The following is a 12,944-nucleotide window of genomic DNA, read 5'->3' as shown; positions in this document are numbered from 1 at the left end:
CCCGCCCCAGGGCTTGAGCTTTCTTTCCAAAAAAGAGTTGGCCACCGCCAGCTCTCCGATCTTGGCATGCAGATCCCGAACCTGATCCTCGTCGATGACAGGCGCCTTGCGGCTGCCGCGCTCAAAGACACCAGACCCCCCGTCCAGCAGTGCGCGTTTCCACTGATTGATCATCGTCGCCTCTCGGTGTTTGCATGCAAACACCTGCCGGTCCTAGATGCACGCCGAACCGGCTCGCCAGCTCCGACACGGTGGCCTCGCCTTTCAGCGCCTCCAGCGTCACCTTCGCCTTAAATTCAGGGGCATGCTGCTTTCGTTTCGACATCTTCGATCTCCTTCGTGGTGAAGATCAACAGACAGAAAGTCGGAGCTTACGTCAGTGTCCAGTTTTCGGGGACCACCTCAGTGAGTCGAGCGGAGGCAATGCGGACAAAGCCGATTTTCTCTTGTCTGGGTAGTACAGGAGCGGGCGCTGTTTGCGTCCCGCACCTGTTGTGCTTGCGCTTTGCGGGTCGCGTCAAGCTGGTGCTTCGGCCGGAGCCACAAATGTCATGCCAACTTTCTCCGCGATGGATAACACTGACGGAATATCCGGCTCGCTGGGTTCCGGCAGTTCGGTTTGGCCCTCGGGAAGGGGTTGTCCGATTTGAGTGAAAAACCTGTCGTGCATGTGTCCGGGCGCGTTGATGATCAAGAGGCGGGCCGGCTTGTCTCCGACAGCTTGGAACGCGTGAACGGCCCCATCGGGAATTGCGACATGATCGCCTGGACCAGCCATGATTTCCTTGCCATCGATCATGAACCCAATCTGCCCATCCATGACATAGAACGACTCCGTCTCGCCTGCGTGGTGGTTCGGCGGCGCACCGGCTCCAACCGGGACAAGGCATTCGACAAAGCAGAACTTATCCATCGTCTCGGACGGAAAAGCATGGAACTTCATGAGAATGTTCAGAACGTTATAGGTACGTGGGCGATTCAGCATGTTGATCCTCTCTGGGCTGATCGTTGGAACTGATCGCAGGCTACTCGCGCCAGGTTAATCTGTTAAATCGATAGATTATATGATACCAATTGATATGGCGAATTTATCCAGTTTCGATCTGAACCTTCTGCGTGTGCTCGATGCGCTGCTGATTGAGCATTCCACCGTTAGGGCCGGTGCGCGTTTGGGCCTGTCCCAGCCAGCCGTATCCGGAGCGCTGAAAAGGCTTCGACTGTCTCTCGGCGACGAATTGTTCTTTCGTAGCGGACAGACGCTCGAAGCGACCGAGTTCGCCCTCTCACTCAAAGAACCGCTTCAAGAGATTCTGCGCCGTATCGAAGCGCTGATCCGCGCACAAGATGCGTTCAACCCTGCGACCGCAGAACACAGTTTCCGGATTTCGGGCAGCGACTTCTTTGCTGAAATGCTCTTGCCGGCATTGGCCGAGTATTTAACAGCACATGCTCCTTCACTGCGTGTTCACCTCGTTGACCTTGTCCCAGACGACCGTGTTGGCACCCTGGCAAGCCACGACGTGGATTTTGCCCTGCTCCCTGAAACGCCTTTGCCCGATTGGGCAGAAGGCCAGCCGGTCTTCAGCTCATCCTTCTCTGTCATTGCCAGGAAGGCTCATCCAAGGACAACCGAGCTTGCGCTTGCGCCAGGCGATGTCATGCCGCTCGACCTCTTCTGCGACCTGGGGCATGTCCTGTTTTCGACTGAAGGCAATCCCAAAGGCCTTGGGGATGAGGCCCTTGCGCGGATCGGGCGTACACGTAGTGTGGCAATGACCCTGCCAGTTTTCTCTGGAGTATACCGCGCCGTCGCCGGTTCGGACCTCATTGCCTTGCTTCCATCCGCGTTGGCACATCGCATTGCCAAATCAGCAAATCTCAATGTGTTTGAGCCTCCGATCCCTGTGGATCCGGCCCGCTTGGCTCTGATTTGGCACCGACGGTTTTCTCAGAGTCCGCCACACCTATGGTTGAGAAGCCGGATAATTGAGCTGTTGCAACCCTTGAATGCTTGAAGGACGCTGTGACAGCGGAGGGCTCGAACGAGACCGTCGCTGCGGATTGCCCATTTTAGTTTGCAGCAGCGGCGAATGCACGCTTTCCGCCGATTCCGTGGAAAAACACTCGTTCGCTGACGCAGAATATCGACGGCTAAACGTGGTGCGAGCGCCTGTCCTGTCAGGCTTTTCTCGGTTGCTGCGGTGCGGGAAGGATCTTGGCCAGTTTGCGGAGGTTCTGGGCGGTTGCTGCGAGGAGGAATTCGTCCTTTGCGCCGCATGGGCCACGTAATCGAAGCCGGTTCAGGCCAAGGATCCGTTGTAAGCGCTCCGTTGATACCGCAGCTTATGCGGCCTGATTTTCCGATGCGGAAGTCGGCAGCCAATTCCAAGGCAGCAATTCATCCAGCCGGTTAATCATGTGATCATGGATGCGGTTGAGAATGTCAGCGAGGTAGGCTTGTGGGTCTAGGCCGTTCAGCTTGGCGGTTTCGATGATGGTCATAGCGCGGGCCAAGGTTTCGGCACCTGTGTCTGCCCCTGCAAATAACCATTTCTTCCGCCCTATGCCGATGGGACGCAGGGCACGTTCGGCATCTTCATGTTCTTCACGAGTAATGGATCTGGCATCTGCGTTCGGGCAGCATTTTGCCTTGGACGGGCAGGCCTGGCAGGTCAGTTTCAGGGCACGGTATTTCGCTCTGCCCTGTCCGGTCGGCTCCCGGTTCGGGTCGGAATAGTTCCGGCGGAACTGCTTCAGAGTTTGGCCCTCGGGGCAGATGTATTGGTCGTTCTCGGCGTCCCACTCGAAGTCCGCTCGGCTCCACGTGCCATCGGTTCGTTCGGACTTGTCGAAGACTGGAATATGCGGGGCAATCTTGCACTCGACCAGCCAGCCCAGCATAGGCGCAGTGCCGTAGGCGGTATCCGCGATCAGGCGCTTGGGATGGAGGTCGAACCTTGCCTTCACGCGCTTGAGCATGGTCTTCGTCGAGCCGACCTCTGCCTGCCGGATCAATCTCGTCGCCTCGACATCGACGATCACGCCGTGGTCCGTGTCGATCAGGTAATTGTCGGAATAGCTGAAGAATGCCGGTCCCTTGCGGGCAGCAGTCCATTGGCTCGTCGGGTCGGAATGGGACGTGAACTTGGGCTGCACCTCGCTGGCCGCACCAAACGCAGCCTTGTCCAGGGTGTCCAGATACTCGCGAACGGCGCGGGGCGCGTCGGCCGGATCGATCTGCTTCGCGTCCCATTCCTCCTTCGGCGCCGAGTTCTGCTTGTTGGCGTCCGCCTCAATAAGGCTCGCATCAATGGCCATGCGCTGCCCGCTGACCAAGCCTTCTTCAATACAGCGCGCGACGGTTGTCTCAAACAGGTGGCGCAGCAACTCGCTGTCGCGGAAACGGCCGTGTCGGTTCTTCGAGAACGTAGAATGGTCCGGGACGCGATCACTCAGATCGAGGCGGCAAAACCAGCGATACGCCAGGTTCAGATGCACCTCCTCGCAGAGCCGCCGCTCCGACCGGATGCCGAAGCAATAGCCCACCAACAGCATCCGGATCAGCAGCTCGGGATCGACCGATGGACGCCCGGTGTGGCTGTAGAAATCGGCAAGGTAGGCGCGGATACCGGTGAGATCGACGAACCGGTCGATGGAGCGCAGCAGGTGGTTCTGCGCGACATGATCCTCCAGCAAAAACTCGTAGAACAGCGCCGGTTGCGCCTCCTGTCGCGGTCCCATCATCGCCGATCCTCCCACCCACTGCGGGAATTGAATCAGCCGAGGGGACTTCGATCAAGGGCGAGTTTTTCAACGAAATACGCTCTTCGTGTCGAAGAACGGCCGCCTCTGCGCTGAACGATCTGCCCGGCTTCAGGCGCGTGGCTGTCGAAGTGTTCAGGCCTGTGTTTCGGAGACTTATTCTTACAATACCTTGCAAGCTATTCACCTTTTCCTCGCAGTCATGAGGTCCGGAGAAAGTCGGCCCTGAGAGACCGCTTCCAAGCCCCTTGGAGCAGAGGCCAATGCTCAGCTCCTCCCTCAGAACCCTCGAATACTACAAAAAAACCGGCCGGTGCCGGATCAGGAGAACGCTCTTGCGAGGGCAAATAGCGGAGGGAATGGGGCACGCGTCGAACCTTCTCTACCTTGTAAGGAATTGAGAACGCTGGCCGGTCCGTTACATCAAAAACTCGAATACTGGCTCATTCCCGAGCCGAAAAGGACCCATCCTCGCTGGAGTGCAACCTGCCCCCCAAAAAGGGACCGGGATCTGCTATCGCTTCCCGAGTGTCCAAGGCTCGGCACCGCGCATGTCCACGAAGACGCGATAGACGGATGTGGTGGCGGTAATGAACATCCTGTGCCCGTCGCGCCCTCCGAAACAAAGATTCGAAACGACCTGAGGAACCAGAATCTTGCCCAGCCGAGTGCCCTCGCTGTCGAAACAGTGTACACCGTCTGCTGCCGACGACCACAGGTTGCCCATGACATCGCAGCGTATCCCGTCCGGCAGGCCGTCGTCGATCTCGGCAAAGATGCCGGTGTCGCGCAGGTCGCCGCCTTCGACGGCAAAACGGCGAATGACGGAAGGCACAGAGTCGTCGTGGCTCGATCCGCTTTCGGCGATATAGAGCGTCTTTTCATCTGGCGAAAAGCACAGGCCGTTCGGTTGGATGAAATCGGTGACGACGGCGCTCAGCTCGCCGCCGGACGACAGGCGGAATACGTTGCGGTTGGATTGTTCGGGATCACTGCGAAACCCCTCGAAATTCGAGATTATGCCGTAGGTCGGATCCGTGAACCAGAGGGCTCCATCGGAGCTGACGACAACATCATTGGGCGAATTGAGCCGTTTGCCGTCAAATCTATCGGCGAGAACGGTCAATGACCCGTCGATCTCGGTCCGGACCACGTCGCGCATGCCATGACGGCAGCCCACCAACCGCCCCTGGCGGTCACGCGTGTTGCCGTTGTTGAACCCGGACCCGGCGCGGAAAACTGACACGCCGTCTTGCTCGGACCAACGCATGATCCTCTGGCTAGGGATATCCGAGAACAGCAGGCAGTCGTGATCCCCGAACCAGACCGGCCCTTCGGTCCAGGTGAATCCATCTGCGATCACCTCCAGCTGCGACATGGGATGGACCAGCGCGGCGAACCGGTCATCATGGATTTCCAGGTGCGGCGGCAGTGTAATCATGTCCGGGCCCTCCTTGAACTGGCGGCGATGACGATGGCGATGATGATGGTCCCGGTCAGCACGTTGCGCACGCCCGCCCCTGCCCCGTAGCTGTTCAGCATCGAGACCACGAGGAACATGAACAAAGCGGCACCCCAGACGCCCGGCACGTTGGAATTGCCCCCGGCGATGGAACTGCCGCCGATCACGACGACGGCAATGGACATCAGCAGGTACTCCTGCCCCATGTTCAGCGCCGCCCCGCCTGAAAAACTGGCCAGCAGGTAGCCCGCCAGCGACGCGAACACGGCGACGGAGATGTAGGTGGACGCGCGCACCAGTTCGACCGGCACACCCGCCAGCCGCGCCACGCGCAGGTTTTGCCCCGTGGCCAGCAGCCACCGCCCCCAGACAGAACGTTCCAACACGAACCAGACGACGATGGCCAGCGCCAGCCCAACCCAGGCCACGTTGGGCAGGCCCAGGAAGCGTCCGGTGGCGAAATCGGCCAACCCGGCGGGCGGCTTGATCCGCAGGCCACGGTTCGACCAGATCGCCAGTGATTGGTAGATCAGCGAGGCCGCCAGCGTCGCGATGATCGGCGGCAGACGCAACAGAAAGATCAGCGCGTAATTTGCCACCCCCGTGCCGAAACCTACCGCCAGCGCGATGACGAGGCCGAGAAAGGCTGTGCCGGGATCGCTGCCCATCGCCTTCAGCGCCAGGGTGGCGGCCAGGGTCATGGTCGCGGGTATCGACAGGTCGACGTTGCCGGGTCCCAGGGTGATCACCAGCATCTGCCCCAGCCCGACGATGGCTGCGAAGGCGCCGAAGGACAGTGCGGCGTACCCCAACTCTCCGGCGCCGCGCCCCGAGGTGAGGCCGAGGGTCAGCGAGAACGCCGCCGCCGCCGCCAGCCAGGACCAGAGCCAGGGCCTGCTCAGAACGCTCATGCCTCACTCCCCTTCTGGCGAAAGATCAGCCGGGCGGTCAGCACGAGAATCAGGATCGCGCCTTGTGCGCCGATCTGCCAGTCCGGCGAGAGGCGCATGAAGGACAGAAAGCTCGCCGCCAACGTCAAGGTGAAGGCACCGATCACCGCGCCGGTCGGGCTGACCTTGCCGCCGGTGAATTCGCCGCCCCCCAGGATCACGCCCGCGATGGACAAAAGCGTGTAGCGCAGCGCGATGTTGGCGTCAGCCGAGGTGGCAAGACCCACCAGCGCCATGCCCGCAAGCACGCCAAAGAGGCCCGCCAGCCCGTAGGCCAGCGCCTTGAGCCGGATCACCGACCAGCCCGCCCGCGCGACCGAGCGCGCGTTGCCGCCCACGCCGCGCAGCACCGTCCCGATGCCGGAGCGCATGATCAGCAGATGGGTGACGGCGGCGATGATCACCGCGGCGACGACGGCCATCGGCGCAAACGGCGGCTTGACCGTCATCAGCGTGCGCAGCCAGCCGGGCGCGGCGCCGCCGGGCGAAGGCAGGATGAACAGCGCGATCCCGCCCCAGACAAAGGACATGCCCAGCGTCACCACGATGGCGGGCAGCTCCAGCGCATGGATCACCGCCCCCAGCAAAGCGTAGGACAGGATCAGGGCCAGCAGGATCAGCAGCCCCAGCATCGGCGCGTCGTTCAGGAAGGTCGCCGTGACACAGGCCGCAAGGCTGACGAAGGCGCCCAGAGACAGGTCGATGTCGTTGACCATGATGATCATCATCTGCGCGATGGTTGCCAGCGCGATCGGCACCGCGAGGTTGAACAGCAGGTTCAATCCGAAATAGCTCATCGCACGCGGTTGCATGTAGAATGTCGCGGCCAGCAATACGGCAAGCGAGACCACCGGAAGAATGATCCGGTGGCGGGCAAGGAAAGTCATGACGCCTCCTGCATCTCGAAAGAGGCTTCGAGGATCTTTTCCTCGGTGATCGCGCTGCCGGTCAGTTCGGCGCTGATCTCGTGGTTGCGGAAGACGAAGACTCTGTCGCACTGGCAGACCTCTTCGGTTTCGGTCGAGTACCACAGGAAGGTGCGCCCGCGGGCGGCCTCGGCGCGGATCATGGCATAGACGTCCTGCTTGGTGCCCACGTCCACGCCGCGCATCGGGTCATCCATGATGACTACCGGTGCCGATGAAGCCAATGCACGGGCAAAGAGAACTTTCTGCTGGTTGCCGCCCGACAGCGACAGGATCGGGTTTGCGACGTCGTCGGTCCGGATGCCGATGCGGGTCTTCCAGTCCTGCGCCACCCGGGCCTCGCCCTCACGGTCCACCAGTCCCCGCCGCGAACCCTGCGGCAGGATCGAGACCGAGATGTTGCGCAGGATCGACCAGAGCGGCAAAACCCCGTCGCGTTGCCGGTCGCCGGCGACAAACACCACCTCGGGCGCTTTACCCGCCCGCCACGCTGACGAGCGCGACAGGTAAAGCCGCGCCAGCGCCGCCGCCTGCCCGTGACCGGCCAGGCCCGACAGGCCCACGATCTCGCCTTTGCGGGCGGTCAGGCCCTGGTCGGTGCGCACGACCTCCGTCCCGAAATCACGCCCTGTCCCGGTCGCGTCCGCCGTGTCGGCTGTGACGTGGCCCATGGCATCCACCAGACCCTGACGGGTAAAGTCTTCGACCGGACGCTCGGCCACGACCTTGCCGTCTTTCAGAACAACAATGCGGGTGGCGACCTGGAACACCTCGCCCAGCATGTGCGAGATAAAGATCACTGCACCGCCCGAGGCGCAAAAGCGACTGACATGGGCCAGCAACTGATTTGCGATGCCGGCGTCCAGCGACGAGGTTGGCTCGTCCAATATGACCAGCCGCGTCTCGCTGCCGCGCGGGGCGAAACCGATGGCAATTTCGACCATCTGCCGTTCGGCGATGGACAGCGTATCGACCTCTGCGTTCGGGTCGATGCCGTGGCCGGGAAAGATCGTATCGAGGCTCTGGCCGATTTCTGCCCGCGCAGGCCGGCGCCAGTTCGGCCCCTTCAGCGCGCTGTGAGAGATGCGAAGGTTCTCGGCCACCGTCAGGTTGGGGCAGAGCGACAGTTCCTGAAAGACCGACCGCACGCCCGCCTCCAGCGCGCTACCGCCCGTGGCGAACCCAACTGTACCGGACGACGGTGCCAGACCGCCGTTTACCAGGTTTACCAGCGTCGACTTGCCGGCGCCGTTGTGGCCGACCAGGCCGACGCAATCGCCCTGGGCGACGGACAGGGTCACCCCGTCGAGCGCGCGAACGGGCCCGAAATACCGGGCCGCGTCCGTCAACGACACGAGGGGGGCTCTCTCATGATCGTTCATGAGCGCTCCATTGATGGGATGAGGTTCGGCGGGCCGCCGTTTGGGCGCCCCGCCAGTGAGGATCACAGGATCACTTGGCGTCGGAGATGACCTGCTGGGCGACTTCCAGCGAGTAGGTCACGTTGGCGACAGACCCCTCGGGTGTGGTGGCCAGGGCATCGTCAAGATTATCCTGCGTGATCTTCAGGAAGGGAACTGTCAGATCCTTTGGCACCTCTTCGCCGGCAAGAATCTGCTGTGCGACCCAGAGCGCCAGCGACGCCACGCCCGGCGCGATTGACAGCGACAAGGTCTCGTATCCGGTGGCGTCGCGTTGATCGGCCCACCATTGCAGCTCGTCCTGACGGTTGCCCAGAACGATCAGCGGCGTGTCGCGGCCAGCGGCCTTGAAGGCCTGCGCCGCCCCGTAGCCATCGCCACCCTGCGTCACGACGCCGACCACATCGGGCAGAGACGGCAGGATCCCCGCAACAGCCTTTTGCGAGACATCCTGGGCCCAGTCGCCGTGAACCGACCCGACGATCTTGAACTGATCGTGTACCTCGACACCGTCGTGGATGCCTTTGCTGATCTCGTCATCAACAAACACCCCGGCGAGGCCGCGAATTTCAAGCAGGTTGCCACCATCGGGCAGGCGCGACGCGAGGTAGTCCACTTCTTCCCGGCCCATCGCCGCGAAATCCACCGCGATCCGCCAGGCGCAAGGCTCGGTCACGATCCCGTCAAAGCTGACGACGATCACGCCGGCATCGCAGGCTTCCTTGACGGCCCCGTTCAAGGCGGTGGGCGACGCGGCATTCAGCACGATGGCGTCATAGCCCTGCAGAATCAGGTTCTGGATTTGCGCGGCCTGCTCGGTGGGCTGGTTCTCGGAGGTGGTATAGGCGTCCGCGGCGGCGACAATGCCATCTGTAACTGCCTGCGCGCCGATTTCCTGCCATGTCTGCAGCATCGCTTGCCGCCAGGAATTGCCGGCATAGTTGTTGGACAGCGCGATGCGCTTGTCGGCGGTTTCGGACATATGGGACTCGGCCTGAGCCAGTCCCGCAGCAAGCGCGAGGCCTGCCGCACTCAGCAGCATCTTCGAAAGTGTCATGTTTCTCCTCCCTGTCGCACAGTGGTCCTGCGCTGTATTCCGGCCTGAAAGGGCACGGATGGCGTGATGATGCGGTCCGAAACGACACCTGTAAAGGTGTCCTCCAGCAAAGCCGTTGCGGGTTCCCGCAAATGTTTTGCGGTTCACGGTGTTCCCTTCTCCGGATTTGCCTGTAACGCTTGCGGGGACGTGCATCGCGCGACCGGAGGAAACGATGACCAACGCCCTGCAGGCGCCAGAAAAGGGGGACGTCTTTCTGCGCATTTCGGCGCATCTGGCAGAGCGGACGGATATTGCCTCGGCGCTCGAGGCGGTGGCCAACGTGATCGCGGAGGTCATTCCCTTTACGCACGCTGACCTGTGCCTGAATGATCGTCCGGGCTGGCTGTCGAGTTACGAGGTCGGCATCCAGACGCGGTGGTCGCGGGCGCGCACGCGGGTCGATGTCTCGCCGATCCGGGACCTGATCAACGGGCATTGCGATTTCATGCTGTGCGAGGATGCCATGCAGGATCCGCGCCAGACCTTCGAGGGGTCATGCTCGGAACCTATCTTCAACCACGCGCTGCGCTCGCGCGTGCATGTCCTGATGAAGGTCATGGGCCAGCCCATTGGGACGCTGAACATTTCGCATTCCACGCCCGGCATCTATAACGGCGAGACGGTGCAGCGCGCCCAGCATGTGGCCGATGTCCTGTCGCCCTATTTCCACGCCTTGCACACCGCGGAACTGGCGCAACGGGCGGCGCAGGTCGGGCAGGAAGCCAAGGCGCGGGAAGAGGGTCTGCGCCGCGGTGCACTTGACCTGACGCAGACGCTTGAACGGGAACGCCAGCGCATCGGGATGGACCTGCACGACCAGACCCTTGCCGATCTGACCAGGCTGTTGCGGGAAGTCACCGGAGACACGTTGCCCGGTCGGGATCATCTGGCGAGCCGGATCTCGGAAACGATCGGGGATCTGCGTCGGATCATCGACACAGCTGTCCCCAGCCTGCTGGAGCTTTTCGGGTTCCTGCATGCAGTGCAAGTGCATCTCGAACGCGCGGTCGGCTCCGCGCCCGTCTCGGTCGAGGTGATAGACGAGACGGATGGCGCGCCGGACCGGCTGAACCCGACCGTGCGGACCGCCCTCTTCCGCATCGCGCAGGAAGCCATTAACAACGCCGCGCGCCATTCCGGAGCCCGCCGCATCGAGGTAAGGATAACGCCTATGGCCCGGTCCGGGCTGGCCATGACAGTGCGCGACGACGGCTGCGGCATTCCGGCGGAGGTGCGGCGGAATTCCGGCCTTGCCCACATGCGGACGCGGGCGCGGCTGATCTCGGCCGAGCTTGATGTCCTGAACGACAACGGCTGCGCGCTTCGGGTCATGCTGGGTGATCGGTCATGAAGGTGCTCATCGTCGAAGACGACCAATTTCACGCGACCTATCTTCAGGAAGCCTTGGCCGAGGCCCTGCCCGAGGTGACCGAGATCTTTCATGCCGCCGATGGAGCGGCCGGTGAAGAAGAGGCCCGGCTGGGGGAAATCGAGGCCATCGTGATGGACCTGCAGATGAAACACCGCAACGGCATCGAGGCGGCGCGCACGATCTGGGCCGAACGTCCGCAGAGCCGCATCCTGTTCTGGTCCAACTACGCCGACGACGCCTATCTGCGCGGGATCGCCCAGGTCGTGCCCGAGGAGAGCGCCTATGGCTATGTCCTCAAGACGGCGTCGCGCGACCGTCTCAAGCTGGCGCTGCGCGCCGTGCTGGTCGAAGCACAGATTATAGTGGACCGCGAAATCCACCGTCTTCAGAAACGCGGCACCGCGCCGCGCTCCCGGCTCGACGACAGCGAGTTCGACGTCTTGATCGATCTGGCGCTGGGGCTGCAGGACAAGTCGATCGCGGAACGGCGCGGCATGTCGCTCCGGACAGTCCAGAATCGCCTTTTATCGCTTTATGACAAGCTGGGTGTATCTTCGGATCTCGATGAGCACCTGACATTGAACAAGCGCGTGCGAGCGCTGAACCGCGCTCTGGCAACGCGCACCATCAACATCGAGACACTCGAAGCCGCGCAAAGGGATCTTAAAACTTGGTTGGCCGGACGTCGTTGATACGGCTTGATAGAGACGCCGATCCATCAGGGGCGCCAAACAATCCCGGCCCGGGTACTGTCAGAGCAATCAGCTCGAGCCACCCCTCCCCGCTCCATCCGCTATCAGACGGCACAACAATATGTTCTGTAAGGGAAATGCCGTGCGGATGGCGCGTCAGAAGAATAATCGGGCCGCAGCAAGCCTAGCAAACCGGTTCAATCTGACAAGACCGCTCGCCCCAAAGCCGCGCGGGGCCGAGATTGATGTACATGAAGCCCGAGCGTGGATAGAAGCCGAAGCCGAGAAACGCGACTGATCCGTCACTGCGCGTACCCTGCAACTGGAAAACGCGCTTTGCCAAGTCGATACCGAAGAGAGTAACTTCGGACATGGATGCTCCTTCCTTTTGTGATGGCTTTAACACTCACCACAATGGCACATTGCGATGCCGTCGGGAGGGGCATCCACGACATCACCCGAGCCCGTAGTGGTGAGAGATGGCACCTGCAAAAAGGATAACCCTTCAGCGGATCTGGCCACGTTTTATTCCCCGTTGCGAGCGTCCGGAAAATGAAGATTGAGGCTCTTGAGGCCTACTGACGTGACCGTTGTATAAGGATACCGGAAGTTGCGGCGAAAAGCGCTATGAGCAGAAGTGTCAGCGTCACTGCCCACACGAGCGAGGCTGCGCCCGCCGAAAACGTCACCCATTTTGCGCCCCAAAGCTCCAGAGGAACGACGGCATTCCCGGTAACCACCCATGGCCCAAGGATCGCAGTGTTGAGCGCAAGAACAGCTACGACTATCCCGGCAACAGCGCTGCGAAAGCGATGATTGAACCTTCGGCCAACAAGCACTTTCCGCAAAGTGCCCACGCCACGCGAAAGGTCAGACTGAATCATCAGCAACGCGGGCACCAGAAGCAGCACGGCAAAAAAACCAACTGACAGGCCATAGACCAGCGTCACCACGGTTGGCTTGAGAAACAGCGCCTGACGGCTGCTCTCATACATCAGCGGAGCTAGGCCCAGCACCGTTGTCAGTGTCGTCAGCAGGATCGGGCGTAGCCGGTCACGGGCACCCGCGACAGCGGAGGCAGCGATGCTTTGGCGGCGGGCATGGTCCTGGATCGTCGAAACGAGCACGATGGCGTCGTTGATAATGATCCCCGACATGCCGATCAGCCGTATCCGTCCGTTGTGACCGCTCTGACGGTGAGCCTCTGCTGTCGATAATGTCCATGATCGATAATGGACATCTTGAGGCACTCCATGACGG

The 12,944-nt window shown here is 61.6% G+C and carries 10 protein-coding genes and 2 pseudogenes; 3 read left to right on the top strand and 9 right to left on the bottom strand.

Going from position 1 to position 12,944, the window contains the following annotated elements; translation table 11 throughout:
* Positions 1–517: 517 nt before the first annotated feature.
* Positions 518–985: a cupin domain-containing protein gene (locus CHB90_RS24110; protein WP_089280290.1), complete on the bottom strand. Its 468-nt coding sequence runs from the start codon at positions 983–985 to the stop codon at positions 518–520.
* A gap of 94 nt (positions 986–1,079) precedes the next feature.
* Between CHB90_RS24110 and CHB90_RS24105 the strand changes: the two genes are divergently transcribed.
* Complete coding sequence (locus CHB90_RS24105; RefSeq protein WP_089280292.1) at positions 1,080–2,015, top strand: LysR family transcriptional regulator; 936 nt, start codon at positions 1,080–1,082, stop codon at positions 2,013–2,015.
* Positions 2,016–2,178: 163 nt separating this feature from the next.
* On the opposite strand, the pseudogene CHB90_RS24100 reads toward CHB90_RS24105, so the two are convergent.
* From CHB90_RS24100 to CHB90_RS24075, 6 genes and pseudogenes are all read right to left on the bottom strand, one after another.
* A pseudogene (locus CHB90_RS24100) lies at positions 2,179–3,744 on the bottom strand (IS1182 family transposase).
* Positions 3,745–4,276: 532 nt separating this feature from the next.
* Complete coding sequence (locus CHB90_RS24095) at positions 4,277–5,203, bottom strand: SMP-30/gluconolactonase/LRE family protein (RefSeq protein WP_089280288.1); 927 nt, start codon at positions 5,201–5,203, stop codon at positions 4,277–4,279.
* The gene (locus CHB90_RS24090; RefSeq protein ID WP_089280287.1) at positions 5,200–6,135 is read right to left on the bottom strand and encodes an ABC transporter permease; all 936 of its coding nucleotides are present in this window, start codon (positions 6,133–6,135) and stop codon (positions 5,200–5,202) included. The genes CHB90_RS24095 and CHB90_RS24090 overlap by 4 nt, the downstream gene beginning before the upstream one ends.
* Entirely contained in the window at positions 6,132–7,061 is a 930-nt protein-coding gene (locus tag CHB90_RS24085) for an ABC transporter permease (RefSeq protein WP_089280286.1), read from the bottom strand. The genes CHB90_RS24090 and CHB90_RS24085 overlap by 4 nt, the downstream gene beginning before the upstream one ends.
* Positions 7,058–8,482 carry a sugar ABC transporter ATP-binding protein gene (locus CHB90_RS24080; RefSeq protein ID WP_089280285.1) on the bottom strand — a complete coding sequence of 475 codons (1,425 nt, stop codon included), beginning with the start codon at positions 8,480–8,482 and terminating at the stop codon, positions 7,058–7,060. The genes CHB90_RS24085 and CHB90_RS24080 overlap by 4 nt, the downstream gene beginning before the upstream one ends.
* Before the next feature lie 70 nt (positions 8,483–8,552).
* Positions 8,553–9,578, bottom strand: coding sequence for an ABC transporter substrate-binding protein (locus tag CHB90_RS24075; RefSeq protein WP_089280284.1), 1,026 nt, complete (start codon positions 9,576–9,578; stop codon positions 8,553–8,555).
* A gap of 214 nt (positions 9,579–9,792) precedes the next feature.
* Between CHB90_RS24075 and CHB90_RS24070 the strand changes: the two genes are divergently transcribed.
* Together CHB90_RS24070 and CHB90_RS24065 are read left to right on the top strand one after the other, a co-directional pair.
* Positions 9,793–10,971 carry a sensor histidine kinase gene (locus CHB90_RS24070; RefSeq protein ID WP_089280283.1) on the top strand — a complete coding sequence of 393 codons (1,179 nt, stop codon included), beginning with the start codon at positions 9,793–9,795 and terminating at the stop codon, positions 10,969–10,971.
* Positions 10,968–11,684, top strand: coding sequence for a response regulator transcription factor (locus CHB90_RS24065; protein ID WP_089280282.1), 717 nt, complete (start codon positions 10,968–10,970; stop codon positions 11,682–11,684). The genes CHB90_RS24070 and CHB90_RS24065 overlap by 4 nt, the downstream gene beginning before the upstream one ends.
* 211 nt (positions 11,685–11,895) lie before the next feature.
* Here the strand turns inward: CHB90_RS24065 and CHB90_RS27500 are convergent.
* Both CHB90_RS27500 and CHB90_RS24055 read right to left on the bottom strand, forming a co-directional pair.
* A pseudogene (locus CHB90_RS27500) lies at positions 11,896–11,979 on the bottom strand (YcbK family protein); the annotation flags it as partial.
* Positions 11,980–12,259: 280 nt separating this feature from the next.
* A partial coding sequence (locus CHB90_RS24055; RefSeq protein WP_170941179.1) for an efflux RND transporter permease subunit occupies positions 12,260–12,944 on the bottom strand: 685 nt, incomplete at its 5' end.

It is taken from the genome of Antarctobacter heliothermus, assembly GCF_900188425.1.
Classification (GTDB): Bacteria; Pseudomonadota; Alphaproteobacteria; order Rhodobacterales; family Rhodobacteraceae; genus Antarctobacter; species Antarctobacter heliothermus.
This window is presented reverse-complemented; position numbering and strand designations above follow the sequence as displayed.

Coding starts and splice junctions, on each gene's coding strand:
- CHB90_RS24110 (WP_089280290.1), bottom strand. CDS start 985: ATGCTGAATCGCCCACGTACCTATAACGTTCTGAACATTCTCATGAAG.
- CHB90_RS24105 (WP_089280292.1), top strand. CDS start 1,080: ATGGCGAATTTATCCAGTTTCGATCTGAACCTTCTGCGTGTGCTCGAT.
- CHB90_RS24095 (WP_089280288.1), bottom strand. CDS start 5,203: ATGATTACACTGCCGCCGCACCTGGAAATCCATGATGACCGGTTCGCC.
- CHB90_RS24090 (WP_089280287.1), bottom strand. CDS start 6,135: ATGAGCGTTCTGAGCAGGCCCTGGCTCTGGTCCTGGCTGGCGGCGGCG.
- CHB90_RS24085 (WP_089280286.1), bottom strand. CDS start 7,061: ATGACTTTCCTTGCCCGCCACCGGATCATTCTTCCGGTGGTCTCGCTT.
- CHB90_RS24080 (WP_089280285.1), bottom strand. CDS start 8,482: ATGAACGATCATGAGAGAGCCCCCCTCGTGTCGTTGACGGACGCGGCC.
- CHB90_RS24075 (WP_089280284.1), bottom strand. CDS start 9,578: ATGACACTTTCGAAGATGCTGCTGAGTGCGGCAGGCCTCGCGCTTGCT.
- CHB90_RS24070 (WP_089280283.1), top strand. CDS start 9,793: ATGACCAACGCCCTGCAGGCGCCAGAAAAGGGGGACGTCTTTCTGCGC.
- CHB90_RS24065 (WP_089280282.1), top strand. CDS start 10,968: ATGAAGGTGCTCATCGTCGAAGACGACCAATTTCACGCGACCTATCTT.